23 protein-coding genes are annotated in these 25078 nt (G+C 43.0%); 10 read left to right on the plus strand and 13 right to left on the minus strand.

Translation table 11 applies throughout. The features are described from left to right. Positions 1–79 precede the first annotated feature (79 nt). Complete coding sequence (locus L4D09_RS21330) at positions 80–679, plus strand: TetR/AcrR family transcriptional regulator (protein WP_428459571.1); 600 nt, start codon at positions 80–82, stop codon at positions 677–679. 126 nt (positions 680–805) lie between these two features. Beyond that, complete coding sequence (locus tag L4D09_RS21335; protein ID WP_428459546.1) at positions 806–1612, plus strand: transporter substrate-binding domain-containing protein; 807 nt, start codon at positions 806–808, stop codon at positions 1610–1612. A gap of 59 nt (positions 1613–1671) precedes the next feature. Here the strand turns inward: L4D09_RS21335 and L4D09_RS21340 are convergent, their stop codons facing one another. Continuing rightward, complete coding sequence (locus L4D09_RS21340) at positions 1672–3189, minus strand: Na+/H+ antiporter NhaC family protein (protein ID WP_428459547.1); 1518 nt, start codon at positions 3187–3189, stop codon at positions 1672–1674. 358 nt (positions 3190–3547) lie between these two features. Between L4D09_RS21340 and L4D09_RS21345 the strand changes: the two genes are divergently transcribed. Next, positions 3548–4147 carry an HAD family hydrolase gene (locus L4D09_RS21345; RefSeq protein WP_428459548.1) on the plus strand — a complete coding sequence of 200 codons (600 nt, stop codon included), beginning with the start codon at positions 3548–3550 and terminating at the stop codon, positions 4145–4147. 23 nt (positions 4148–4170) lie between these two features. On the opposite strand, the gene L4D09_RS21350 is transcribed toward L4D09_RS21345, so the two are convergent. The 8 genes from L4D09_RS21350 to doeA form a co-directional block, all read right to left on the minus strand. Further along, positions 4171–4947, minus strand: coding sequence for a maleate cis-trans isomerase family protein (locus L4D09_RS21350; protein WP_428459549.1), 777 nt, complete (start codon positions 4945–4947; stop codon positions 4171–4173). A 97-nt stretch (positions 4948–5044) separates the two neighbouring features. Continuing rightward, the gene (locus L4D09_RS21355) at positions 5045–5986 is read right to left on the minus strand and encodes a cyclodeaminase (RefSeq protein ID WP_428459550.1); all 942 of its coding nucleotides are present in this window, start codon (positions 5984–5986) and stop codon (positions 5045–5047) included. 2 nt (positions 5987–5988) lie between these two features. Then, positions 5989–6990, minus strand: a complete 1002-nt coding sequence (gene eutB / locus L4D09_RS21360; RefSeq protein WP_428459551.1) for a hydroxyectoine utilization dehydratase EutB — start codon at positions 6988–6990, stop codon at positions 5989–5991. A gap of 30 nt (positions 6991–7020) precedes the next feature. Further along, positions 7021–8427 (minus strand): aspartate aminotransferase family protein, encoded by a 1407-nt coding sequence (locus L4D09_RS21365; RefSeq protein WP_428459552.1) that lies wholly within the window; start codon positions 8425–8427, stop codon positions 7021–7023. 47 nt (positions 8428–8474) lie between these two features. Beyond that, entirely contained in the window at positions 8475–10046 is a 1572-nt protein-coding gene (locus L4D09_RS21370; protein WP_428459553.1) for an NAD-dependent succinate-semialdehyde dehydrogenase, read from the minus strand. Between the two features lie 175 nt (positions 10047–10221). Beyond that, complete coding sequence (locus L4D09_RS21375; RefSeq protein WP_428459554.1) at positions 10222–10710, minus strand: Lrp/AsnC family transcriptional regulator; 489 nt, start codon at positions 10708–10710, stop codon at positions 10222–10224. A 97-nt stretch (positions 10711–10807) separates the two neighbouring features. Next, the gene (gene doeB, locus L4D09_RS21380; RefSeq protein ID WP_428459555.1) at positions 10808–11806 is read right to left on the minus strand and encodes a N(2)-acetyl-L-2,4-diaminobutanoate deacetylase DoeB; all 999 of its coding nucleotides are present in this window, start codon (positions 11804–11806) and stop codon (positions 10808–10810) included. Between the two features lie 6 nt (positions 11807–11812). After that, on the minus strand, positions 11813–13000 hold the full coding sequence (gene doeA, locus L4D09_RS21385; protein WP_428459556.1) for an ectoine hydrolase DoeA: 1188 nt from the start codon (positions 12998–13000) through the stop codon (positions 11813–11815). A gap of 208 nt (positions 13001–13208) precedes the next feature. On the opposite strand from doeA, the gene ehuR reads away from it, so the two are divergent. The 6 genes from ehuR (at position 13209) to L4D09_RS21415 (ending at position 18851) form a co-directional block, all read left to right on the plus strand. Then, a complete protein-coding gene (gene ehuR, locus L4D09_RS21390) occupies positions 13209–14609 on the plus strand; it encodes a MocR-like ectoine utilization transcription factor EhuR (RefSeq protein WP_428459557.1) in 1401 nt (466 codons plus the stop codon). A gap of 216 nt (positions 14610–14825) precedes the next feature. Then, positions 14826–15845, plus strand: coding sequence for a TRAP transporter substrate-binding protein DctP (gene dctP, locus L4D09_RS21395; protein ID WP_428459558.1), 1020 nt, complete (start codon positions 14826–14828; stop codon positions 15843–15845). Positions 15846–15899: 54 nt separating this feature from the next. Beyond that, the gene (locus tag L4D09_RS21400; protein ID WP_428459559.1) at positions 15900–16463 is read left to right on the plus strand and encodes a TRAP transporter small permease; all 564 of its coding nucleotides are present in this window, start codon (positions 15900–15902) and stop codon (positions 16461–16463) included. Between the two features lie 18 nt (positions 16464–16481). Next, positions 16482–17765 (plus strand): TRAP transporter large permease, encoded by a 1284-nt coding sequence (locus tag L4D09_RS21405; protein WP_428459572.1) that lies wholly within the window; start codon positions 16482–16484, stop codon positions 17763–17765. Between the two features lie 122 nt (positions 17766–17887). Then, positions 17888–18430, plus strand: a complete 543-nt coding sequence (locus L4D09_RS21410; RefSeq protein ID WP_428459560.1) for a hypothetical protein — start codon at positions 17888–17890, stop codon at positions 18428–18430. Positions 18431–18521: 91 nt separating this feature from the next. Next, entirely contained in the window at positions 18522–18851 is a 330-nt protein-coding gene (locus L4D09_RS21415) for a hypothetical protein (protein ID WP_428459561.1), read from the plus strand. Between the two features lie 138 nt (positions 18852–18989). Here the strand turns inward: L4D09_RS21415 and L4D09_RS21420 are convergent, their stop codons facing one another. From L4D09_RS21420 to L4D09_RS21435, 4 genes are all read right to left on the minus strand, one after another. Next, on the minus strand, positions 18990–19679 hold the full coding sequence (locus L4D09_RS21420; protein WP_428459562.1) for a response regulator: 690 nt from the start codon (positions 19677–19679) through the stop codon (positions 18990–18992). A 24-nt stretch (positions 19680–19703) separates the two neighbouring features. Next, positions 19704–21305 (minus strand): ATP-binding protein, encoded by a 1602-nt coding sequence (locus tag L4D09_RS21425; RefSeq protein WP_428459563.1) that lies wholly within the window; start codon positions 21303–21305, stop codon positions 19704–19706. Positions 21306–21431: 126 nt separating this feature from the next. Continuing rightward, the gene (locus L4D09_RS21430) at positions 21432–22715 is read right to left on the minus strand and encodes a 2-hydroxycarboxylate transporter family protein (protein ID WP_428459564.1); all 1284 of its coding nucleotides are present in this window, start codon (positions 22713–22715) and stop codon (positions 21432–21434) included. A 215-nt stretch (positions 22716–22930) separates the two neighbouring features. Continuing rightward, positions 22931–23866, minus strand: a complete 936-nt coding sequence (locus tag L4D09_RS21435; RefSeq protein WP_428459565.1) for a WYL domain-containing protein — start codon at positions 23864–23866, stop codon at positions 22931–22933. Positions 23867–24463: 597 nt separating this feature from the next. Between L4D09_RS21435 and L4D09_RS21440 the strand changes: the two genes are divergently transcribed. Beyond that, positions 24464–24979: a hypothetical protein gene (locus L4D09_RS21440; RefSeq protein ID WP_428459566.1), complete on the plus strand. Its 516-nt coding sequence runs from the start codon at positions 24464–24466 to the stop codon at positions 24977–24979. The last annotated feature ends 99 nt before the right edge of the window (positions 24980–25078 follow it).

Consider the following 25078-nt stretch of genomic DNA (forward strand, 5'->3'; position numbering starts at 1 on the left):
CCAGTTTGATTGTATAAAATATGTTACTATACGAAGTGATGGTTAATGTTTTTATCGATTAAACTGAGGTGAATTTGTGCTGACAGCAAGAAGTGCTCAAAAAAGAGACCAAATTATGAAAGCGGCAACGGCGCTTTTTTGTGAACATGGCTATGCCATTAGCATGGATGCGATCGCCATAAAAGCGGAGGTCTCGAAACAAACCGTTTATTCACACTTTAAAACGAAGGATGACTTATTTGATACCTGCATCCGTAAAAAATGCATATCAAATCAGTTGGACATAAGCTTAATAGATGATGTTCGTCCTGCTGAAGAGGTGCTTTTTGAGTTTGGTTGGCGCTTTCAAAATCTGTTGCTATCAGATGAAGCCAAAAATACTTATAAAACAGCAGTTAGTCAGAGTGATAGTCACCCAGACTTGGCAAAAGTGTTTTTAAATGCAGGCCCTAAAAACACAACCGATATGCTCGCAAGTTACATTGAAAATTTGGTTAAGCAAAATGTTTTAAGCGCAGACATCGATGCTAGTGATGCTGCTATGCAGTTGTTGTTGATGTTTCACGGTAGGGTGGTGTATTGGGGGTATTTAGGGCAGGACAGTGGCGAGACGGTTGAAGAGCGAAAAAAATACTTGAAAACTTGCGTTGAACTTTTTCTTAGAGGCTACAAAAGATAAAAAAGTTAAAAATGCGATAAACAAATTACTGCTATCTTTTATATATCTCAATTTGTTTGAGAGCCCAGTTGGTTTTCCATGATTTATCATCACGGAAATATCAGTGAGTAGCAGGAAGGGGTAGTTATGATCGCACAGTATTTCATCAAACTTATTTCAACATGCTTTTTTGTCTTGATGTTACTTTTTACTACTGTGAGCTATGGTGCATCTAGTCGGTTAACTGAGATCATTGATAGAGGGACGCTCCGAGTCGGAACAACAGGTGACTGGAGCCCCATGACGATACGAGATCCTTCAACAAATTTTTATCGTGGGTTTGATATTGATATTACAACTGAACTCGCGAAAGACCTCGGTGTTACGGTTGAGTATGTACCTGCAACATGGAAAACGCTGGTTAGTGGTGTAGTCACAGAAAAATATGACATGTCGGGTAGCGCTTCGCTGAATATGCACCGTGCCAAAGTAGCTGGTTACAGCGATACTTATTTTTACTTGGCTTTTGTACCCGTAATACAAAAAAACAATGTAGATCGCTTCAGAAAATGGCGTGATTTTAATAAGAATTCAGTGGTCATTACCTCGATAAGCGGCACGGTACAGCAATCTATCGTGAAAGAGCTTTTACCTAACGCACGACAGAATAGTATTGATGCCTCTGCTAAAGCACATCAATATTTATTGGAAAACAAAACCACTGCGATTATTACCTCGAATATAGAAGCCGCAACGTTAATTCGCCGTTACCCTCAGCTATCAATAGCAAAAGTTGAAGGCATGCATCGGCCAACGCCTATCTCGATGTTACTGCCTAAAGAAGACCAAGTATGGATCAATTACGTTAATCATTGGATTGAGCTAAAGAAGACCCAAGGGTTCTTTGATCGTATTGCCAAAAAGTGGGGGTTGGTAAAGTTGGAAATAAAATAAAAGCTGCGGTGGTATGGGAATATCCAGAGCAGCTTTTATAAAGGAGCGACGAGAGCAACCTACACTTGTGTGTCTAATTCGCTGTGTAATAGCTGTTTTCGACTGTGCCATTTCGTTAAAACATACACCAAGCATGCTTGGCTGATTAAAGCAGCGAGAAGGACGATAGGACTTTCTACTATGCCAGCCACAATAAAGCTGACTAAGGCAATACTGCCGTTTAATAACGCATAAGGTAGCTGAGTTCTAAAGTGCTCAAATTGATCACACCCTGAACCTGTCGAAGACAGAATGGTTGTTTCAGATATTGGCGAGCAGTGATCGCCAAATAACCCACCAGAGAGTACAGCGCCAATACAAGCAAATAGGGGCGCATCAATGGCAAATGCCGTCGGTATCACTAGTGGCAGCATAATGGCAAATGTTCCCCAAGAAGAACCCGTGGCAAACGAAATAATCGCCGAAAGTAAAAAAGCAACGGCTGGCACAAGCCAGTAAGGGAAGCCTGCTTGTGCTTGCTCTGCAATATAAGCGGCAGTTCCTAAATCTTTACCAACGCTGCTGAGTGTCCACGCTAGGATAAGTATAATCGCGACCTGCATCATATTACCCATGCCTTTCAGGTATACATTAATACCATCACTAAGTTTACGTACACCGTAAAAAGCCATTAGTGAAATTAACGTTATAGCGGCAAAGAAATAGGCACTAGAGAGTGCGGCGCGGAAGACGGAGCCGGAAACTTGTTCGAACGGAAAGCCCAGTGGTGCAAGCATTGCGACTAATACTAATGCCATTACAAATAGCGGAGCAAATACAAAAGACGCTTTTGCATTTTTATGCGTAAAGGTGTTTAGAGTATCTTGTGTGTTTGCTGCGATGATCCCTTGTTTTGCCTTTGCTTCCGCTTCAGCCATTGGCCCAAAGTCAAGTTTCTTAATAGCAACTAATGGAACAATGAAGATCGCTAAAAATGCATAGAACTGGAAAGGTATTGCTTTAACAAATGCTTCCCAATCACTGATACCAACCTCTAAAGCCGAAAATTCTTTTTGCAGCAATCCCATGATATAGACACCCCAACCAATGAATGGGATGAGAATGGCGACAGGTGAAGAGGTTGAATCGATAATAAAAGCCAGTTTTTGACGTGACAGCTTAAGTTTATCGAATAAAGGGCGAAAAACAGGGCCGACAATTAATGGGGTACCCAGATCTGAGAAGAAGATTAAAATCCCGCCAAACCAAGAGGATATCTGTGCTCGGCATTTTGTGCTAACCCAATGTGTTACTTTTAGAGCAAAAGCTTGTCCACCACCAGACTTTTCCATGAGTGCAACAAACCCGCCGATGAAAACCAATAGCACAATGACACCCGCATTATAGCTATCGGTCAATTGTGGCACGAGGTAGTCTTTGACTAACGTTCCAAAGGTATCAAGCGGTGCAATGCCGTTAAGCATAACAACACCGCTGAAAACGCCACCGAACAAGCCAATAACAACGTTTCGTGTTGTTAAGGATAGAGCAAGCGTAATAACAATAGGGATAAGGGCGGTAATATCAGGTTGATCCATCGTAGTTCCTTTACTGTACATCCTAAATCAATAAAAGATGTTGTTGTTTAATTGTATACATAGTGAATATATATTTAAAATAACTGCATGTATATAATGTTTTGGTTGTTTTAACTAGAACTAGGGGCTAATAGAAGATTAACTGCTCAAAAAAGCAGCTTTTGTCTGTTTTGTGAGGCTAAATTTGATTATGAGTGTAGGTTCACTGCAATATGTATTTTTGGTGGTTTCAAGTTGCTGAACTATGTATCTTGAAATTACTTGGATACCGTAATAAAAGTGAAATATAAAGTTGCTACTTTCGCTGGGAATTAAATAGAGATGAAGCGGCAACAGGGGTTGCCAGTAGAGGAGAGTTATGGATTTATCTGCGTACAAAGGCATTATTTTTGATATGGATGGCACTTTAGTTGACTCAATGCCAGCTCATTTAAAGGCTTGGGAACAAACCTGCGCAATTCATGAGATCCCCTTTGATGCTAAGTGGTTTTACAGCCTAGGCGGTATGCCAACTATCAGAACAGCTCAAGAAATTAACCGTCGCTATCGACAAAACTTTGATGTTAAAAGATTGGCTGAAACAAAATGTAAATTCTTCGATGAGATTGAGTTTAAAGGTGAAATCATTGAGTCGACTTATGATCTGCTGCTAGAGCATAAAGAGAATATGAAAATTGCAGTCGGTACCGGTTGCCGACGTTTTAATGCTGAACCGTTGCTGGGTGATACTGGTATCTTACCGCTGCTAGATGCATTGGTGACTTCAGATGATGTGGTAAACCATAAACCCAACCCAGACACTTTTCTTGAAGCGGCTAAACGCATTGGTCTTAATCCAAAAGACTGTGTGGTATTTGAAGATACCGAGTTAGGTAAAACAGCAGCCTTAGCGGCTGGCATGGACTGCTATATAGTCAGCCAAAACGGTGAAATTGGTGAACTAACACCGAGCCAATAGCTCGGTGTGTGAGGCCAGGCGATTTAAGGTTCCTGAAGTAATTTCCCGTAACCATCAAAGCAACGTTGGCTACCTGATAGACGTAATGCGTGCCAGAACAGAGCCTGATTAGATGAGACAAAAGGACGTTTGAACTGTTGTTCAAATTTGTCCAGCTCTTGCATTACTTTCAGGTTAGTACAAGACAGAAATATGCCGTCAGCATCGGTATTTTCAAGCATGTTGCTTAAGGCATGCTGGATACTTTCTGGATCTACCGATGGGATATCGGTGTCTTTGTTTAAATGAAAAGCGCCAAATGCCACTATTGTAAACCCTTCCTGCTCTAATGCTTGAAATAAAGGTTTATTTACTTCGCTGGTGTAGGGCGTTAACACTGCTAACTTCTTAATGTTTAAACGACGCAGCGCTGTTTTCGCAGCAAGCCAAGGGTTGGTAGCTGGCAGTTCGGGTCTGGTTACTGTTAATTGTTTACTGATCGCCTCGTCACCTATTAGCATACTCGCAGCGGTGCAACCATAAGCCATCACATCAAGCTCAAGCCCATCAGCCACTAATGTAGCGGCCTTACCAATTCCTTCCTTCATTGAACATAGCTTTTCTGGTGTTAATTCGCTGCAAAAAGGCATACGTGTACTGTAGAGTTCAACCTCTTCACCGACCAATTGATGCCAGTCGTTCTCTAAGGTGTAATCTGTTGCCAGTTGTACAAGTCCAATTCTGATTGTGGCTGGGCGCTGTAAATTTTGGCAGGGGTAAACGCGTTCAAGTTGTGAAAAATCTGTTTCGCAGGGCGTCATTTATTTTCTCCACAATAGTCTTTCTTCAAGAATCATGATAATTCCGACAAGAATCATGATAGTTACTTTGATGCCGTAGGGCAGGGTTGATAGCTAATTATGCCAAAAGGTTTGCGGTATAATCGGCAATCGCGGTATCTTGCACGCCTGTTCCCGTTAAATCACAAACTGTTATATGCTCTGGTTTAGTCCGCAGCGTTACCTTATTTGCAATAAGATCGCCTAGCTCAAATATTGTATTGGGGAATGCACCTGAATAATGATTGAGCTCGCCGAGTGTTTCAGACTGAATACGCTTATCGACGACCAAAAAATCAGCATTGGCAAGAATGCTCGATTCAAGTTCGTGTTTGTGGCTGTTATCAGACCCCATTGCGGTGACATGTGTTCCGGGTTTTAGGTCTTGCCAGTGAAGAACTGGGCTGTTTGCTGGTGTCGTTGTCACTACGATGTCTGCGTTTGCACAAGCACTTGCCGCAGAGCTATGAATATCAACGGCTAGATCGTATTGCTGAGCCATGAGCGCACGGTAAGATTTCATCTGATCATGCTCGCGGGCGAACACGTGCACTTTGGTAATATTGTAGATAAGTTTCAGAGCCGCAACTTGTAATTCGGCTTGTCGTCCAGCCCCAATAACCGCGACTTCTTTGGCATTTGGTCGGGCAAGATGCTTGGCCGCGATAGCACCAGCAAGGGCGGTTCTTATTTCAGTAAGATAACCTTCGTCAAATAGTACAGAATCAACCAAACCTGTTTGAGATGAAAACAGAACCATAAGGCCATTTAAACTTGGTAGACCCAATTTCGGGTTATCAAAAAATCCGGGACTAATTTTAATAGCAAACCGATCTTTGCCTTTAATGTATGCTGTTTTAACGTCTACTTCACCGTTATATTCAGGAATACTCATGCTAAGAATTGGGGGCATGATGGTATTATTTTGACCAAGTGCGGCGAAACCAGCTTCTACGGCAGACAATGCATTTTGGTCGAGGTGGGTCACGGTTGTAATTTGCTCCTTGCTATATGTTTTCATTTTCATCCCTTATTTACTTGTTCTGCCGCGAGTACCTGTGCTTTTCTAAATGTATCTGCTGCGACATTTTTACCACTGACGATGAATACAATTGTTTTGCCACTGACATCTAAATTATGCTGTTCTATCGCTGCGATACCGACAGCAGCGGCACCTTCGACCAGCATTTTTTCATGTTCAAAGAAGTGAACCATGCCACGCGCAATCGACTGTTCATTCACTAAATAAACGTGATCCATGACTTCCTGAACAATAGGCAGACTGTATGCGTTATTTAAACCAATGCCACCGCCTAGGCTATCAGCAAAAGATTCATATTCAGGTACCTGTACGGGCTTGCCAGCTTCTAGGCTAACAGCCATTGCAGCACCCCGGTCCATGCTTGCACCAATGATTTGCACGTCTGGGTTAATCGCTTTTGCCACCAGACCAATACCACCGATTAACCCACCGCCAGAAAGGCCGGCAAAAATCATATCGACGTCGGGCTTATCTTCAAATATCTCAATACCTATGGTGCCTTGCCCAGACAGAATATCTGGGTGGTCAAAAGGTGGAAGGTATACCAAGCCTTCTTCTTCAACCAAGCGCATTGTTTCCACTTCAGCTTCATCTTGCGATAGGCCGATAATCCGTACTTCAGCACCTAGTTCCTTGATAGCATTGACTTTATTTTCTGGCACTAATTGTGACATACAAATAATCGTGTGCACGCCCAGCTTTTTGCCTGCGTAAGCGATAGCACGGCCGTGGTTTCCGGTAGAACATGTCACTACACCTGCTTTTTTTTGTTCACGTGTTAGCTTGCTCATCGCAAACGTTGCGCCTCGTAGCTTAAAGGCACCAATGGGTTGTAGCGTTTCGAGCTTAAGCCATGCATCACAACCAAAGCGGTGGGACAGCGCTTCAGAATAGACAAGTGGCGTACGCGCCACATGTCCTTGAATGGCTTGGCGTGCCTGATAAATATCGTGCAGCGTAATATCAGTAGAGGCATGTGCCATTGCTTTATCCTTGTATGTGTATGGAAATGATTATTTGGCTATCCAGCTACGGCTAGTCACGAGTTTGTCTGTAACACGGTTCACGGCACGCGCTGTACGCTCAACCATGTCATCAATGTCTGACGGTGTCACAATGAGCGGTGGAGCAAGGCCAAGGATATCGCCATGAGGCATTGCACGTGCAATAAGCCCTTCTTCCAGACAGGCAGCTGCGATCTGAGGGCCAACTTTCAGGTTAGGATCAAAGTGAGCACGCTTTAGCTTATCGCTTGAAAACTCCAAAGCATGAAGCAAGCCTACACCGCGAGCTTCACCTACAAGAGGGTGATCGGCGAATGTTTCTTGCATACGTTTCTGTAGGTATGCCCCTGTTGTACGTGCATTTCCAACAAGGTTTTCACGTTCAATAATATCGAGGTTACACAAGGCAGACGCTGCCCCAATAGGGTGTCCCGAGTAGGTATAGCCGTGGCCAATCGCCCCCCATTGGTCGGTACCATCTTCTAGGACTGACCAGACTCTTTCGCCTACAATTACACCTGATAGTGGTTGATAGGCAGACGTTAACCCTTTAGCGACAGTGATTAAATCAGGCTTCATGTCATAGTAAATTGAGCCGAAATCTGCCCCTAGACGGCCAAAGCCACAGACCACCTCATCGGCAATCAGTAAGACGTCATATTTATCTAATACTTTGCGGATTTCTTGCCAGTAACCTTCAGGTGGCGGAACAATCCCGCCAGTACCTAGTACAGGTTCCCCAATCATAGCGGCAACCGTTTCTGGACCTTCTTCTAAGATCATTTCTTCGAGTTTGGCGGCACAAAACTTAGAATATTCAAGTTCAGACATGCCGTCGTCTTCTCTGCGGTAATAGCAAGGAGCGATTGTATGCTTAATGCGATCGAGAGGAAGATCAAAGTGATTGTGGAACAAAGGTAAGCCTGTCATTGAACCAGACGCAATGCTTGAACCATGATATCCACGATCGCGAGAAATCACTTTTTTCTTTTCTGGTAGGCCTCGAGCATTGTTGTAATACCAAACGAGCTTAAGCTGTGTTTCGTTGGCATCACTACCTGACATACCATAGTAAACTTTGCTCATGCCTGTTGGTGCCATCTTGATGATTCGATCTGATAGCTCAACCAGTGCTTCGTTGGTATGACCAACGTAAGTGTGATAATAAGCGAGCTTTTTCGCCTGCTCATAAATGGCTTCAGCCATCTCTGTGCGGCCATAACCGATATTGACGCAGTACAATCCGGCGAAACCATCAATTAACTCGATACCTTCGGAATCTTTTATGCGAATGCCTTCACCACCAGTAATAATACGGCCGGGGATTTCACCCGCGGCATATTGCTTTAGATGGGTTGACGCATGAAATATATTTTTGCGGTCAGTTTCGAGTATTTTTTGGGTATCAATAGACATGTTTATCTCCAGAACAATTATTAATTCTTTACTAAGAAATCCATTTATTAGCTTCCACTCGCAGTGGGTAACGCACCTAAGCAGTAGTATTTAATTTCACTATATTCATCAAAACCATGCTTGCTACCTTCACGGCCAAGACCTGATTGTTTTACACCTCCGAAAGGAATAGGGTGACCCGTCATTTTGACGGAGTTAACTGACACCATGCCAAACTCAAGTCCACGCATGAGTGGCCAGATATTACGGATATCATGACCATAAACATAAGCGGCGAGACCGTATTCAGTATCGTTAGCCATGGTGATCACTTTTTCGATGTTGTCATACGCTAATACTCCCGCAACAGGGCAAAAATTTTCTTGTTGGTATACATCCATTTCTGGAGTGACATCGGCCAATAGCGTAGGTATAAAGAAATGAGATCCGGGTGCTTGGCTCTGATCGCCAACCAATAAGCGTGCGCCTTTTTCTATAGCATCGTTGACGAGGTGCTGTGCTTTAGCGACAGCTTGTTTTGAGATCAAAGGCCCTAGTACGGTATCAGGTGAAAACCCATCACCGACTTTTAGTGAACGCATCTCATGTTGAAATGCTTCTAGAAACGGTACGTATTTATCACGTGGAACAAATATACGGTTAGCCGCTAGGCAGTCTTGCCCTGATGTCTGGAACTTGGCATCGACGGCTGCTTTTGCCGCGGTGTCTACGTCCATATCAGGTAGGACGATGAAAGGTGCGTTACCTCCAAGCTCCATTGAACACTTTTTTACCGTGCTGGCCGATTGCTCTAATAACAGCTTTCCGACACGGGTAGAGCCTGTAAAAGATAGGGCTTTTACTTTGTCTGACAGGCATATAGCTTCTGACACCATAACAGCATCACCAGTTACGACGTTGAATACACCAGCAGGAAACCCTGCGCGTTCTGCGAGTTCAGCCAATGCAAGTGCTGAGAACGGGGTTTCGTTTGCAGGTTTGATGATCACGGTACAACCAATAGCCAGTGCTGCTGCTGCCTTGCGCGTGATCATGGCGTTAGGGAAATTCCACGGCGTGATCAAGGCTGCAACACCGATAGGCTCACGAATACTGGCAAGTTGTGCATTGGGAATGTGGCTGGGAATAGTTTCGCCATAAGCGCGACGAGACTCTTCGGCAAACCATCGAATAAATGATGCGCCATACTCAATTTCACCACGGGCATCAAAGAGTGGTTTTCCCTGCTCCAAGACCATTAATCGAGCAAGATCTTCTTTGTTTTCAAGTAATAGATCATGCCATCGCATAAGGATTTCAGCGCGTTCATCAGCCAGCATTTTTCGCCAGCTTGGAAAAGCCTGCTCTGCGGAATCAATGGCATTATTAATTTGTTCTGCATTAAGCTGGGTACAATAATCAATTGCAGTTTCAGTTGAGGGGTTGATAACGACTTTATCTTTACTGCCATGAACCCATTTCCCGTTTACATAAGCGAGCTTGCGAAGTAAGCGGGGATCATCCAATCGGTTGGTACCTAATTGTTTTTGAGCTGCTTGTTGCTGAGTTGCCAGTAATTCAGGCGTAGTGACAACTGCAGTCAGATTACGTTTATTCACTACTTGAGCTAAAGAGTCCATAAGCTTCACCATTGTTTGTCCAGATGTGTAATTACTTTACCTACTCTGGGTGGTGGATGTTTTTTGTATCAACCCGTTATTCAGTCAGGATTTTTTTTTGTAAGGCTAAAATACTGACTTTTTTTCTGTTCATTTATTAAGTGATAAAAGCCGTATAAAAGTACTGACTTGGTATTTAAACGGCTTTAAGCAAAGGGTCGATATCAGCCTGGATTTTATGCTGTTGCTGCTTGATAGTTTTAGTCACAATGTAGGTGTAGTAACGTTCGATACCGAGGTCGGAAATTAACCATTTATCGATAAGGCGCTGGTATTTATCAATGTCTTCACAGGTTACTTTTAGAATGTAATCGACACCTCCGCCAGTGGCATAGCACTCAATAACCTCCTCACAATTTTGCATGGCAGATTCAAAGCGGGCAAAAGCTTGTGCACTGTGTTGTTTTAGGCTTATTTCTACTTGAACGAGGTAGCGTTTTTGCAGTTGTGCGGTATTAATTTTTGCACCATACCCCTCAATAATGCCAGATGACTCCAAGCGCTTAACCCTTTCCCAGCATGGGCTAATGGAAAGGTTAATTTTTTCGGCCAAACCGGATTTAGTTATTCGGCCATTTTCTTGTAATATTTGAAGAATTTTTAAGTCATATCGATCTAAACGCATGATGGTTCTCCTGAGTCTTTCTTAGCAATCAGGCAATAAAAAGGGCGCTCTACTGCCTGATTGAATGAGTTGGTGCAGGTAGATAATGTAGTGATAATTAGCTGATCTCTTCGCCAAAAACGGCAAAGGTATCACCAATATCGATCAGTGCTGGGTGGCGCCTTGCCGCCAAAATACCATTGCGTTTAGCGAGGTACTCAATGGGTGATTGTCCTGTACGCTCAAGACTATGTACCCTTGCAACGACATCTCCTTTAGTGACGCTGTCACCAAGATTGATACACAATTCAAGCAAGCCTTTGTGCTCACTCAGCAAGTAACAGTCTGCATCTGGGATATCGAGTATACGGGTAGGTTCACTCGGTAATTGATATGACCCTGAGGTGATGCCCGCGAAGATCAAGAAATTATCAATGCCTTGTTCCGCTAATGCGATAGTGTCAGGGGTACTGGTACCGCCACCACTAAGCTCTGTGGTAACAAAGATTTTCCCTTGTGCTTCTACTGCAGTGTCATAAAGTGAAGCTGCATCAAGTTCGTGAAGGATAACCGTATAAGGGGCGCCGAATAATTTTGCCCCTTCGATACAGGCATTTTCCTGATGTTTATCGTCAAGTCGGTGCGCTGCTGAAAATGGGAGCAAGTCCAAGGTTTTTCCGCCAGAGTGAATATCTAAGGCAAAGTCACACATTGGTACTAAGTAACGTTGGAAATAATCCGCGATACGCTCTGTCATACTGCCTGTTGGTGTGCCGGGGAATGAGCGGTTCATGTTGCCCTGATCAATCGGCGAGGTACGTGAACCATTCAATACCGCGGGGTAGTTCATCGCGGGAACGATTATTACTCGACCTTTAATTTCTTCTGGTTCTAAACGGTTGGCGAGTTTCAATAGTCCGGTAATGCCTTCATATTCATCGCCATGATTACCTCCTGTTAGCAAGGCTGTTGGGCCATCACCATTTTTGATGACAGTTACTGGGATCATGATGCACCCCCACGCCGAATCATCATGTGAATAGGGGAGCTTCAAGTAGCCATGCTGTTTTCCGTCGATGTTAAAATTGACAGTAGGTGTAATGGTTGTTTTTTGCATGTTCTATTACCTTTTCACCATTAAATGACGAGGGAGATCGCACAAAACTTCAACCCCTGTTTCTGTGATCACAATGCTTTCTGTCGTTTCAATTCCCCAATTTTCCAGCCAAAGCCCTGGCATAAAGTGGAAAGTCATACCCGGCTGTAAAATCGTATCATCGCTGTCACGAAGGCTCATCGTGCGTTCGCCCCAATCAGGTGGATAGCTTAAACCGATAGGGTAACCACAACGTGCACCACCGCGGTCAAAGCCAAATTTAGCCAGTGTACTGTTTAAGGCATTGGCGATATCGGCACAGCGATTACCAGGTTTTGCGGCTTCTAGCCCAGCCTCTAATCCTGCAATTAATGCTTCTTCACCTCGGCGGAAATCAGCCGTCGGTTCGCCAAGATATATAGTGCGGGATAGCGGACAGTGGTAACGTTTGTGGCAACCCGCAATTTCAAAGAATGTCCCTTCATTATTTTTGAAAGGGGTATCATCCCAAGTCAGGTGTGGGGCTGATGCATCTGCGCCTGATGGCAGCATGGGAACAATGGCAGGGTAATCACCAAAGTGACCATCATGACCTTCCATCGCGACGCGATATATTTCTGCAACAAGCTTATTTTTCGGTAAACCCGGCTCTATCATTTCGTACGCTGCACTATGCATGTTCTCTACAATACGAGCAGCAATTCTCATGTATTCAATTTCTTGCTCTGATTTTACTGCACGGCACCAGTTGACGAGCCCCGTGGTATCTTTCAATTGCCCATTGGGTAAATTTTCTTTTAAAGCAAGGTAGGCGGTAGGGCTGAAATAGTAGTTGTCCATCTCAATGCCAATATTGCCTTTGTCCCAACCTCGAATTTTTAAAATTTGGTTAGCGAGGTGCTCCATCGCATGCAGTGGTGGATTCATGACGTAGTGATCTGGGTAAGCAAGAATATCTTCATTGCTCATATACACTGTGCGTTTTGCGCCATTGTCATCCATTTTTCGACCATACCAAACGGGGTCACCCACAGGGCCTACGACCACGACTTGTGGGGTGTAGAATGACCAGCCGTCATAACCTGTAATCCATGACATATTGGACGGGTCGTGCACAATCAGCGTGTCGATTTGATGGCGAGCCATTGCCTCCCTGACTTTTTTTAATCTGCTTGCATACTCGCTTCGAGAAAAATTCAGTTTTACATCTTCCATGCTGCTCTCTCTGTAAATGGGTTGAATTGATCGATTGACCATATGTATTGCAAGGTTTTAAACACGTCGCCTTACTTTATTGAGTGGTTGATCATTGCAATAGTGATGCTCTATGGGTATAAGTAAATTAAATGTTAATAATATGTATTGCGTTGTTAATATCAGTACACATCATTACAATTCACTCAGTCAATGAAACTTTTGAACTATGACAATTAATTTGAAGTTGACGTTAAAACCCGGCGTACCTAAATATTTAGCCATTTCAGACGCTATTGAAGAGGCCATTAATCAAGGTGATATCCTTGCTGGCACACGCTTGCCGACTCACCGGGAATTAGCTGAGCTTATGGCCGTCAGTGTGCAAACGGTGAGTAACGCGTATGCGCACGCAGAGAGCAAAGGCATCGTTGATGCGTGGGTAGGGAGTGGTACGTTTGTTAGCGACTATGGGGTAGAGAAAGAAACCGAGTTCATGCTGATTGAAGACAGCAATGTGGATGAGGGGGTGATAGATCTTTCTATTGCTCATCCTGTTTGTACTCCACAACATTCTCAGATGTTTAATGAAGCATTGATTAAAATTGCGAAGCAAGATTCGGATGCGCTTATTCGGGCAGTTCGCCCTGTTCAAGGACTCGACCATCATATTGAAGCTGCAGAAAAGTGGTTATCTAGCCAGAAATTGGAGGCAGAGAAAGAACGGATTATTTTATGTAATGGTGCATCACATGGCTTGTTATTAGCACTTGGCACCGTTGCTCAACCTGGGGATGTCGTTGCTTGTGAAGCCTTAGTCGACCATGGCTTGAGTGCGCGTTCTAGAATGTTGAAAGTGAAACTTTGCGCTTTGGCCATTGATGAAGAAGGGATAATTCCTGAAGCTTTTGAAGAGGCGTGCCAGCAACACACCATTAAGGCATTGTGTTGTACCCCTAGCATGAACAATCCAACCAGTTCCCATATGAGCTTAGCACGCCGTCAAGCGATTGCTGAGATTGCTAAGCGTTATAAAGTGATCATCATTGAAGATGACGTGTATGGTGCACTTGAACCTAATCGAATTCCGCCGTTATCAAGTTTGCTACCTGAGCAGGCTTTTTACATTACTAGCTTAACGAAGACAGTAGCGCCTGGTATGCGGGCAGGGTATATGGTGGTTCCCCGCCACCTTATTCAACACACCATAACCCGGTTAGCCGCGAGTTGCTGGATGGCATCGCCCATTGCTTTTGAAGTTGCAACGCTTTGGATCAACGAAGGTAAGTTAGATCGTTTAATTACTTTTCAGCAGCAAGAAATTAGCGCACGCCAGCGGATGGCCAGTGACATTTTCAGTGGTTTCAACTACGACGCGCATCCTAATGGGCAGCACATTTGGTTAGAGCTCCCCGAAGGATGGGGATCAGATGAATTGGTCTCTGCTGCGAAGGCATCCAACATCATTATTACTGGCTATCAACCCTTTGTTGTTAGGCAAGATATAAAAGTCAATCGAGTACGTATTAGCTTAGGCATGGAAAGTAGTCGATTTAGGGTAAAGCACGGACTACAAGTGTTGGCCGATATTCTTAACTCGCCACCGCCGCTCACACATTTTCTGTTATGACCGCAAATAAAAGTTAAAAACGAAACTAAAAGCGAGCTTAGACAAAAAATATGCGGTGAAAATTCTAATAARGTAATTATTAACATTTTTGCTACACGATTTTGGTGATTAACCAGAAGGAATAAGTTGATTGTAAGCAGGGTGGTTATCATCACATTTATATAAATGACTTGGATGATTTTACAAATCTCAAATGGAAGAAACGAGGTGTCTGAAATGAAAATCAATGCGCTAAGTACGACGAAGAAATTGGGTTTTGCAGTAATGGCTTTTTCAGCGTTCCAGATACAAGCTGCCACATGGAAATATGCGATCGAAGAGAGCATAACGGAAGTGCAGGGAGTATATGCAACAAAGTTTAAAGAAGTAATTGAAGCGAATTCGTCACACCGCGTCCAGATATACCCGTTTGGTACTCTTGGGGAATCGACAGATCTTATGGAGCAAGCTCAAGCTGGTATTTTGCAATTTGTCGACCAATCACCGGGCTTTACAGGAAGCTTAATACCTGAGGCCCAAGTGTTCTTAATGCCGTATGTATTGCCGGAAAAAGAAAGTGAAGTAAATTACTTTTTTAAGAACTCAAAGGTGATAAACGAGAACTTTAAAGAGCTCTACGCACAACAGGACTTAGAATTACTGTCAATGTTTCCTGAAGGCAGTGTTGCGGTAACCACGCAAAAAGAATTTAGAACGCCAAAAGACCTTGATGGAATGAAAATTCGAGTTATGACATCGCCACTTTTAGTTGAAACGTATAAATCGTTTGGCGCTGTACCAACACCACTACCTTGGGGAGAGGTGTTTGGGGCACTACAAACTCGACTTATCCACGGTCAAGAAAACCCAATGTTCTATATTGAATCTGGCAAGTTGTATGAAGTCAGCGAAGTTATCACGGATATGGGACACAACATTTTCACCACAGCAATGATGGCGAATAAAAACTTTTATGATCGTCTGCCAGAAAAAGACAAGCAACTCGTACAACAAGCGTCTGCTGAAGCACTAGATTACATTCTTGAGTACCAGCATGGACTTGCCGCTAGCGCTAAAGAGAAAATTGCGGCAGCTAAGCCGAGTGTAAAATTTGTTTCACTCACGGAAGATGAGCGTGAGGTATTCCGTAAAGCTTCACAGAATATTAAGACAAAGTTTGTATCTATGACAGGGCCTTCTGGCCAAGTTATTCTTGATCAACTTGAAGCGGATCTACAAGCAGCAAAGAATCAATAATTAAATATGAATGGGCGAGGGTTCTTCGCCCTTTTGCTATGCTAGGAGCATCCGATGGAAAATCAAGAACAAGGACGCATCCAACGTTATTATTCACGATGTATATTGTGTATTAATAAAATTGAAGGTGCGATGTTAATTAGCTGCGTCTTATTGATGGCGTTTAATAACGTAGCGAATGTAACGGGTCGTGTCTTATTTAATCAAAGCTTATTCTTCACGGAAGAATTGAATAGTATCTTGATCATAATGATCACCTTTGCGGGTACCAGTTATGCTGCACGAAAAGGTAGTCATATAAGAATGACAGCAGTATTTGACTGTCTCCCTCATGTTTATCAAAAATTTTTACTGATTATTATCTCTTTCTTCACGTCAGCATGTGTTTTTGCCATCTGTTATTTTTCGGTGGAATACATTTCATGGATAGCCCCGAAAGGAAAAATTTTACCAGCATTACAAATTCCTGTGTACCTCACTTATTTATGGGTGCCTGTCAGCCTGTTTTTAACTGGGCTTGAATATTTCATCACAGGGTTAAAAAACATAAAAGTAAAAGGGATCCATTTGGCGAGCCAGGTGGAAGGTAATGGTTATGAAGAAGCGGCTGACTTATAGGAGGATCGCATCGTGGATATGACAACAACAATGCTAATTACCATGATAGTGTTACTGCTACTGGGCTTTCCAATGATGATTACCCTGATGGCAGCCACGTTGATTGGTTTTTATTTTCAATTTTTAGGCTTTAGTAATTCACACTTTATGATTCAGCAGATGCTGGCCGGTATAAAACCTGCGTCATTGATTGCCATCCCCATGTTTATCTTAGCTGCCGATATTATGTCGAAAGGGCGGTCGGCAGAAAGGTTGATAGACATGGTGATGGTCTACATCGGGCACTATAAAGGTGGTTTAGCGGTTAGTACCGCCACAGCTTGTACGTTGTTTGGTGCTGTTTCTGGTTCAACGCAGGCTACGGTCGTGGCCGTTGGTTCTCCATTGCGACCAAAACTAATGAGTAATGGTTATAAAGATTCGTTTTCACTTTCATTAATTATATCTTCAAGCAGTATCGCACTACTTATTCCACCGAGCATCGGCATGATTATTTATGGCGGTATTTCACAAACGTCGATATCTGAATTATTTATTTCCGGCATTGTTCCGGGGCTATTAATACTTGTACTATTTTCGCTTTATTCGATATTTTTTGCGGTCAAAAATGATGTGCCTACACTCGAAAAAGCCACATGGAGTGAAAAGTGGCAAGTAACCAAAGCTGCTCTATGGCCGTTGGGGTTCCCGCTCATCATTGTATGTGGGATTTATGGCGGTATATTTAGCCCTACAGAAGCAGCATCGACGTGTGTACTGTATGCACTCATTTTAGAAGTTGTCGTATTTAAAGCTGTCGGTAAAAAAGAAATTCTTGAAGTCGCGAAATCAACGGGCTTAATTACCGCAGTGGTATTTATTCTGGTTGCCGCGGGTAGTGCATTTTCTTGGGTGATATCCTTTGCGCAAATACCTCAAACAATAATGGCGGGGTTAGGGCTTGATCAAGCCAATGAATTTCAGCTATTAATGGCGATATCCATCGCGTTCTTTGTCGCTTGTATGTTTGTTGACTCGATTGTCGTGATCTTAATTTTAGTACCGATCTTTTTACCAGAGATAGAGCGTTTAGAACTAGATAAAGTATTGGTCGGTATACTCATTACGTTGCAAGTTGCCATTGGAGCGGTAACCCCACCTTTTGGGTGTAATATCTTTACCGCCGTTGCGGTATTCAAACGGCCGTATATTGAAGTCGTTAAAGGGCTGTTACCGTTTGTTGTCATTTTACTTACGGTTGTTGGCTTATTAATTACCTACCCACAAATTGCCCTGTTTCTAAGAGATTTGGCAAAGAATTAATGGGTTAATGAATAGCTGTTCTGGTTAGGCCGATAAAAAGTACTAACCAGAACGGCTTTCTAATTACACGGGTGCGTAGAAAGGGTATTCTTGGCACATTCCAAGAATACCCAGACGCAACCATGAAAAAAACAACATCTGATTCCAACCAGCCTCATGTGGCAGCTAACTCCTCTGGCAATTCCCATGCTACAACCAGCACCCGTAAAACAGAAAAGCGTGCGGATAATCGTCCGAATGAGAAAGAGCAATTTGGCATGTCTGAAACCCGATTTTGGATCCAGCGTTTAAGTAAAACAGCAGTGCGAGCGCTACATATTTTAGGTATTGCTGGCAGTGCTGGTGGTATTTTATATGGGGTAGAGCGTGAGTTATGGCTGCATTGGTGGGTATTGGCAATGGTTACGGGTGTGATCATGACTACGCTTGAAATAAAGCAGTCGAGACTTTGGTTAATACAGTTAAAAGGCGTGTTAACCATGGTTAAGCTCGGTTTGATTTCCAGTTTCTTCTTTATTCCACAGCATAAACCCGCGTTGTTTATCACGGTGCTGTTAATGTCTGTGGTTATTGCCCATGGCCCAGCAGGGTTACGTCATTATTCTATTTGGCATCGCCGACGCATAGATGAGAAAAAGGGAAAAAAAAGACAATTCAATGGCTAATTCAATCAGAAATTAGTGGTACTTTCTTATTATTGTCGTGAACCGCGCTACACTTTTGTAATGACAGAGTGTTCAAGCGCGGAGGAAGTCGATGATTACAAGATGCTTAATGCTAGTAGGGTTAACTGTTATTGCAGGGTGTTCAAAGTCGGTTGATGAGCGAGCCGATGATTATACTGAAGCGAGCTTTACCTTGTGCGGTTCGAAAGTGCAATCATACTCGGAAGGGGATGACGGAAAAATTCGTATCTTGTGCGAGAACGAGAGCTATTTTTTGGTAAAAGATCAAAACTCACTCGCGTATATGCACGAATTGAACGGCGCATACTGTAAAGGAAAAGGCTTCTCTGCATTTCATGAGCGAAGTAATTATTACACTTTTACCTGTGAAGGTGAGCGGAACTTCAATATTCCTAAGTGATGGGAATTATCTATCTTTGTCGATATAAATAGCCGTGCGGAAAGCGCATCAGTTACATCTCTTTACTGACGTATCGCGATAGCGCTTTATCATGAAACTTGCTTGCCTTAAGGCTGAACTGTTTTAAGGTGTACCTGCTTATTTAACAAGGCTGATAATTTGATATAGCCTTTGCGGTCTTCCCCCTGTTTTGTAGTTCAGTACCAGCTTTATCATCCCTTCTGTTTCAAGGAATTCCAGATAGCGGCGCGCCGTGATCCGGCTGACACTCATTTTTTTCCCGATCTCATCGGCCGAGAAATCATGAAGCTGCTCTGTATGCAAAATCTGTTTGAGATTGGTCAAGGTTGTTGCGTCAATCCCTTTCGGTGTTTGACGAATGGGCGCAGCAGGTGATTTACGAAACAATTGATCAATATCGTTTTGATCAACGGTTGCAGTACCGGAAAGCTTGTTTCGGTATAACAAGTAATCATCCATGGCCTGATTAACTCGCGACATCCTAATCGGCTTAACCAGATAATCCATCACACCGAGTTGCACGGCTTTTTCAACCGTGGCAGTTTCTCGTTCGGCTGTCGTCATAATGAAGTTACAGTTAGTGTTTTGTTCTCGTAACTGTCGGATCACATCAAGCCCATTACCATCGGGCAGGGTAATATCAACAAAGACCAGGTCTGGTTTGAAGGCATCAAACTGCATTACAGCCTCTGCGCAGTTTTCGCTAACAGCAACAACAGTAAAATTAGGGTGCTGGTTAATGGTCGACTCAAGGGTATAGCTTGCGCGAATATCGTCTTCAATCAACATGACGGTTGTTTTTGTCATAATATGTTCGTCATCGTGTGTTGGTTATAAAAGCTGCGTGGCATCTTTATCTAAATAGATACTAAAGAGGGTCGTGTTATCTTCAGTTCGCTCCCAATCGAGGCTTCCGTGAAAATAATCAACGAGCTGGTTGACCAAGTATAACCCGACACCGTTTTGTTGTTCATCAGATTTACTGCTGATCCCAAACTCTAAAATTGAGTTGCTGAGCTCTGCTGGTACACCAACGCCCGTATCTTGTATTTCCATAATAATGTGTTGGCTACGATCGCTGAGGTAAAGCTGAATTTCTGGCGTCACCTGTAAACGGTTTTGCCATGCTGCTAGTAGCGCATTATCAATCAAATTACCGAGAATAGTGACAAACTTTTCAGAATTGGTTTTCTGGTAACTGGATAAAGTGGTATCGGCGTCAATCGTAAACTTAACACCGAGATCTGACGCCTTATTGAATTTCGCCATCAATAATCCGGCAATGGCACTATCGTTAACCGATGTAACAATACTGCGGATGATGGATTGATAGTTGTCGGTTTCTTGCTGAATAAAATCAACCGCTTCATCATGCTTTCCAATTTGTAGCATGCCTGACAGAACATTGAGTTTATTTGAATACTCGTGGGTTTTGCTACGTAATAACTCAGCATAATTTTTAAGGTAAATAACTTCCCGCTCTAGATCGCTTTGGTCTAGGTTGGCAAAAAAGACAACAACGTGTCCTTTTATACCTTTGGCGCTTTTTATTGGGTATATATCGGCACGATAGCTGTGTTTTCCAATATTGAAGTCGCCCTGATGAAATTTGCCTTTGCTGCTTAACACCAAATGACTTATTGACGCTGAGTAGGTAGATAAGGGTTGCTGAATGTAATCATTACACCCGAATATGCCCATCGACAGCATTTTGCTGGCACTTTGATTAACGGTAGTAATCAGCATGTTGTTATCAACCGCGATAATGGCATCTCGGATACTGTTGAGGATCATCTCATGCTCACGAAACTTGTGAACAATCACTTCCGGCTCATAATCGAGGAAGGTCCGTTTCATTTTGAACACAAAAGCGCCAGTAATCGTCACGCCAATTAAGTAAACCAATACAATAAGCCCACCAACCTTGCCAAACTGCTCGAGCAAGACATTAATACTACGATCGTACATATAACCTATGTTAACCGCGCCAATCACTTTGCCGTTGTTGATGATAGGAGAAAAGTTACGAATGGCTTTACCTAACGTACCGGAAGCCACACTGGTGTGGTCGACACCTTGCAGCAAAGAGGGGTAAATATCATCACCATTAAAGTGCAGACCTATCTTTTCAACATTAGGGTGGGTCAGACGCATGGCTTGTTGGTCGGTAACCACAATGAAGGAAGCATCGGTTTTGCTGCGAATATCTTCGATATAGCTCTGTAATTCAAAAGGCTGCTGTTGGTTTTTAGCTTCAACAGCTTGGATAACGACAGGATCATGGGCCAATACACGTGCAAGCTCTAAGCCGCGTTCTTCAATGCCATTAATATGGGCATTTTGAAGTAAGTAGAATATCGCCGTAGTAACAACCACGACAATGGAAGAGGTGGTTGCAAGGGTAGTTAGGGCTAAGTAGCTCTTTAATTTCATTGTATTAATAATATGAGTAAGCACGTGCGGATTATAACGGAAAAAGCGAGGGTTGAATAAATAATGCCGGATAGTCTAATGACTGCCCGGCATTGGAAGGGAGAAGCAAATTACTAACTTATCTCGCTATTTCAGCAACTCGATGATCATGGTTGCCAGAATCAGCATAAAGGCGCCACCGATACGAGATGAAATTTGAGCAAAAGGCATTAGCTCCATACGCTTACTTGCTGCTAGCACTGCTACGTCACCAGTACCACCCATATTAGCCATACATAAACCTGCGGTGATAGAAGCTTCGATAGGGTTGAAGCCCATTAAACGACCAATAACAGCTGTACCTACAACTGCACCTAGAACCGTGGCAAATACCATAAGAAAGTAAACAAGGCTTAGTGAGTCGATGATTTGGTTAAGGTCGGTATAAGCCACACCAATGCCCACAAGCAGTGCTGGTGTTAGGTTATCAACCACAAATTTGTACCAGCCGTGGGCTGCACGTTCTAGATCGCGTGGCATAAAGCCTGCTACTTTTACTAATGCGACAAATATGATCATTAACGCGTAGGTATGCATGCTGATCAGGCTGCTAAGCATTGAGCCAACAAAATACATAGTGATAGCAAGTAATGCACCGATGCCCAGCACATTAATTGAGATAGGCTGCTCTTCTTTTTCTTCGACACTCTCTTCAGATTTGCCACGCATTAGCTGGCCATTACCTGTAAGTGATGGGAAGAATTTACCTACTTTATCGAGCAAACCAGCCATCACAATGGCAATGGCGTTACCGATAGCAAGTGCTGGCACCATTTTCGAGAGTAGTACTTCTGTCGACATACCCGTGTTACCAGACATGATTTCAACCAAAGGTACTGCGCCTGCACCCATGCCACCACCCATGATAGGTAGTGCGATAAGCATGACAGAATCCATAAATCCGTTGCCTAGTGCTGCGCCAACAATACCGGCGAATAAAAACGCACAAGCGGCACCACCAAGAATAACAGGAATATATTTAAGGGCCGCTTTTTTGAGCAACGTGGTATCCATGCCCAAAATAGAGCCTGTTACAAGGCTTGCGATGAAGAAAGAAAGAAACCCGCCATCTTTAACGAATGTGGTTATCGTGTCGGCAGTTTCATGTGGGATCAAGCCACTGTGGAAAATGTATGAAGAACCAAAAATAATGACAATGGCACCGCCGCCGAAGAACTGGTTGACGATAGGGGTTTTGTTCCCAGCTACATTTAAGATATAGCCAACGACCGCCATAACGCCGATCGCACCGATAATACCCGACGGCATTGTGTTCTGTATCATCGCCAGTAGGATCACCGCTGCAGACAGGGCGAAAATGATATTCATCATACGCTTGTCGTTTTGGGTCATGGTGTTATTGGAAAACATGATTCACCTGTTTTATATGTTGTTGTGGTTTGGGCGTAGTCTAACAACATGTGTACAGGGGAAAATTGAGTCATCTGTTTATGTAACTATCTAGTGCTTTTGTAACTTTTGTAAGTGAAAGAAGCCACTTAAGTACATAAGACAATAAAAAGCCGCTCAATGGCGGTGAGCGGCTGATTAGAACGAGCTAAAGCATATAAAGAGTCTGGTGCGTTTTAGACGCTGTCGGCCTTATAGCCAGGAGCAAGCAAGGCACTGGTTACTTGATATAGTGCTTGCGGGTTTGCTAATGCGAGCTGATAGCCGACATATTCATTAAGGCAGCCATCACTGCTGCAATCCACTTCCCATTTCCGTAATAAATAACCTGCAAGCGCTGCCCGCACTTCAATCATAATCACGCCATTTTTCATTTCATAATCGAGTTCTATTGCTTCAGGATTATCGAGCTTGGGGTGGGGGATTAACTCAAGCTCAATATACTTTTGCCATTGACGATCTGATTCTAATTGCTCGTGATCTTCCGGTGTTGCATCTTCAATGATTTTTGCGTCAGTCACTCGATTGCAGACGACATCCATGAACTGGTCATTTTTGCGGTCATATGAACGTATATGCCAGCGGTTTCCAGAATCAACCAGGCTGTGTGGCGCAATAATACGCTTACCTTTACCACTTGAGGTGGAAATGTAGTCAACCTCAATCAATTTATTGCGGTAAATTGCTTCACAGAACACTGCCATGATTGGTGTTTTTGGCACGGTTAACGAATCAGGTGACTCGCAGTTAATCGGGAAGTTTTGAAGCCCAGAAAAACCATCACCATAGCCGAGTGAAATCGTGGCCAATGTTTTCTTCATATCAAGAAGAAATAATGGTGTGAAGTCAGGCTGCTTGAAGTATTTTTTTGAGCGCATATCTAACTTCAAGTTCTCAGGCATTAGCTCTTTATACAGCGCAAAATCACGTGTGGTAGCTGCATGACCAACAGCGAACCGATCAATTAAGTCTTTCCGTGTTAACTCCCCCAGAAAGTACAAGGCAAAGTCGATAAAGGCCAAACGCTCTTTCTGTGCAGAGCCAATGGCATCTAATTTTTGTTTTATCCCTGCTGTTAAGGCAGGAACATGATCGTCGTGGTGTAGAGTCATGGTTATTTATCCAGTATATCTAATGCGTACTAATATATACCGAAAATCAGTAGATGCAAGAAAATCGGTTATAGGCGTATCTAATAAATAGTGGATAAACACATGATTATATTGATGTGAGTAAGTGATTTAACGCTAGTGCCAAATCAACAACTTCGCCTTATATGCCGTCAATATCAGCCAAAAGTCATGAACGTGTCGCAAAGTGACCTAGATTAACACGTAATTGAACGTGATGATTGCTTCTATATGAAATCTTAAAAGCATTGTAATTACTTTGTGTATTTATACAGTGCTGATTAAATTAACAGATTTACGTAATCAAAAAGAGTAGATAGTATTCACCTACTGTTTTTGAGTACATTAACTTTTCTTTATGATTTTAGTTCTTCGTGGTGTAGAACCAAGTTTACAAAAAGGCGGTTTAGGGCAAAAAAAACAGAAATGGACTGTCGAGTGGGTCGGGAAGATAAAATTTTACTAGTGAAATTTTGCGTCAGATATGCAAAATATAGCTTCTATTAATACTTCGATACATAAATAAAGTTTGTATGCGAAGGTTGTAGGGCGAGCAGGATAATGGGCAGGAGCATACCAGTGGTGATGAATAACAATCAGCTAGAACAAGCATTTATTGCTCTATCTCAAGGCACTGTGTGCCTCGATTCGCATTTAAGCCAAGGTGTGATGGTGTATATCGAAAGCTTGTTGATCAGCAATGACGTCGATAGAGAGCGTTATCTAGCCGTCGATGATTTGCATTGTCAGTTCCCATTTGTTCGCATGAGCTCAATCATGCCAATAGATTTTTTTGGTGCAAATACTAACCCCAACAATCAGAAACCATGCCGCGATCAGGGCTTCAAGCCTATTAAGCTAAGGGTATGTACCGTTAGTTACGATGAGTACAACAAACCTGTGCATAGCTGGCATACGGTCGCAACATTTAAAGCTGAGCATGTTATCGACGCTATTCATGAACTGATTGTCCTATTAAGTGATCCTACCTATTTTAAGTTCTGCTCAGAGTGCCGCGAAGTTAGGCCTGTCGGCTACCTCGACCAAGACATGATTTGTGATTGCTGTACCAATGAGTTATTGGGGGCGGCTTAGTCACCTAAATGAGTGGTATAGCCATTTAGGTTATGAATTTATAACAATAAGTACAGCTAGTTACTGAGCATAACACTGAATTTTTGTCGTATAATGTGG

It is taken from the genome of Photobacterium makurazakiensis, from assembly GCF_050336715.1.
Lineage (GTDB): Bacteria > Pseudomonadota > Gammaproteobacteria > Enterobacterales > Vibrionaceae > Photobacterium > Photobacterium makurazakiensis.

Excerpts from the sequence above, each read along its gene's own strand:
- L4D09_RS21335 (WP_428459546.1), top strand. The coding sequence starts at position 806 with ATGATCGCACAGTATTTCATCAAACTTATTTCAACATGCTTTTTTGTC.
- L4D09_RS21340 (WP_428459547.1), bottom strand. The coding sequence starts at position 3,189 with ATGGATCAACCTGATATTACCGCCCTTATCCCTATTGTTATTACGCTT.
- L4D09_RS21345 (WP_428459548.1), top strand. The coding sequence starts at position 3,548 with ATGGATTTATCTGCGTACAAAGGCATTATTTTTGATATGGATGGCACT.
- L4D09_RS21350 (WP_428459549.1), bottom strand. The coding sequence starts at position 4,947 with ATGACGCCCTGCGAAACAGATTTTTCACAACTTGAACGCGTTTACCCC.
- L4D09_RS21355 (WP_428459550.1), bottom strand. The coding sequence starts at position 5,986 with ATGAAAACATATAGCAAGGAGCAAATTACAACCGTGACCCACCTCGAC.
- eutB (WP_428459551.1), bottom strand. The coding sequence starts at position 6,990 with ATGGCACATGCCTCTACTGATATTACGCTGCACGATATTTATCAGGCA.
- L4D09_RS21365 (WP_428459552.1), bottom strand. The coding sequence starts at position 8,427 with ATGTCTATTGATACCCAAAAAATACTCGAAACTGACCGCAAAAATATA.
- L4D09_RS21370 (WP_428459553.1), bottom strand. The coding sequence starts at position 10,046 with ATGGACTCTTTAGCTCAAGTAGTGAATAAACGTAATCTGACTGCAGTT.
- L4D09_RS21375 (WP_428459554.1), bottom strand. The coding sequence starts at position 10,710 with ATGCGTTTAGATCGATATGACTTAAAAATTCTTCAAATATTACAAGAA.
- doeB (WP_428459555.1), bottom strand. The coding sequence starts at position 11,806 with ATGCAAAAAACAACCATTACACCTACTGTCAATTTTAACATCGACGGA.
- doeA (WP_428459556.1), bottom strand. The coding sequence starts at position 13,000 with ATGGAAGATGTAAAACTGAATTTTTCTCGAAGCGAGTATGCAAGCAGA.
- ehuR (WP_428459557.1), top strand. The coding sequence starts at position 13,209 with ATGACAATTAATTTGAAGTTGACGTTAAAACCCGGCGTACCTAAATAT.
- dctP (WP_428459558.1), top strand. The coding sequence starts at position 14,826 with ATGAAAATCAATGCGCTAAGTACGACGAAGAAATTGGGTTTTGCAGTA.
- L4D09_RS21400 (WP_428459559.1), top strand. The coding sequence starts at position 15,900 with ATGGAAAATCAAGAACAAGGACGCATCCAACGTTATTATTCACGATGT.
- L4D09_RS21405 (WP_428459572.1), top strand. The coding sequence starts at position 16,482 with ATGACAACAACAATGCTAATTACCATGATAGTGTTACTGCTACTGGGC.
- L4D09_RS21410 (WP_428459560.1), top strand. The coding sequence starts at position 17,888 with ATGAAAAAAACAACATCTGATTCCAACCAGCCTCATGTGGCAGCTAAC.
- L4D09_RS21415 (WP_428459561.1), top strand. The coding sequence starts at position 18,522 with ATGATTACAAGATGCTTAATGCTAGTAGGGTTAACTGTTATTGCAGGG.
- L4D09_RS21420 (WP_428459562.1), bottom strand. The coding sequence starts at position 19,679 with ATGACAAAAACAACCGTCATGTTGATTGAAGACGATATTCGCGCAAGC.
- L4D09_RS21425 (WP_428459563.1), bottom strand. The coding sequence starts at position 21,305 with ATGAAATTAAAGAGCTACTTAGCCCTAACTACCCTTGCAACCACCTCT.
- L4D09_RS21430 (WP_428459564.1), bottom strand. The coding sequence starts at position 22,715 with ATGTTTTCCAATAACACCATGACCCAAAACGACAAGCGTATGATGAAT.
- L4D09_RS21435 (WP_428459565.1), bottom strand. The coding sequence starts at position 23,866 with ATGACTCTACACCACGACGATCATGTTCCTGCCTTAACAGCAGGGATA.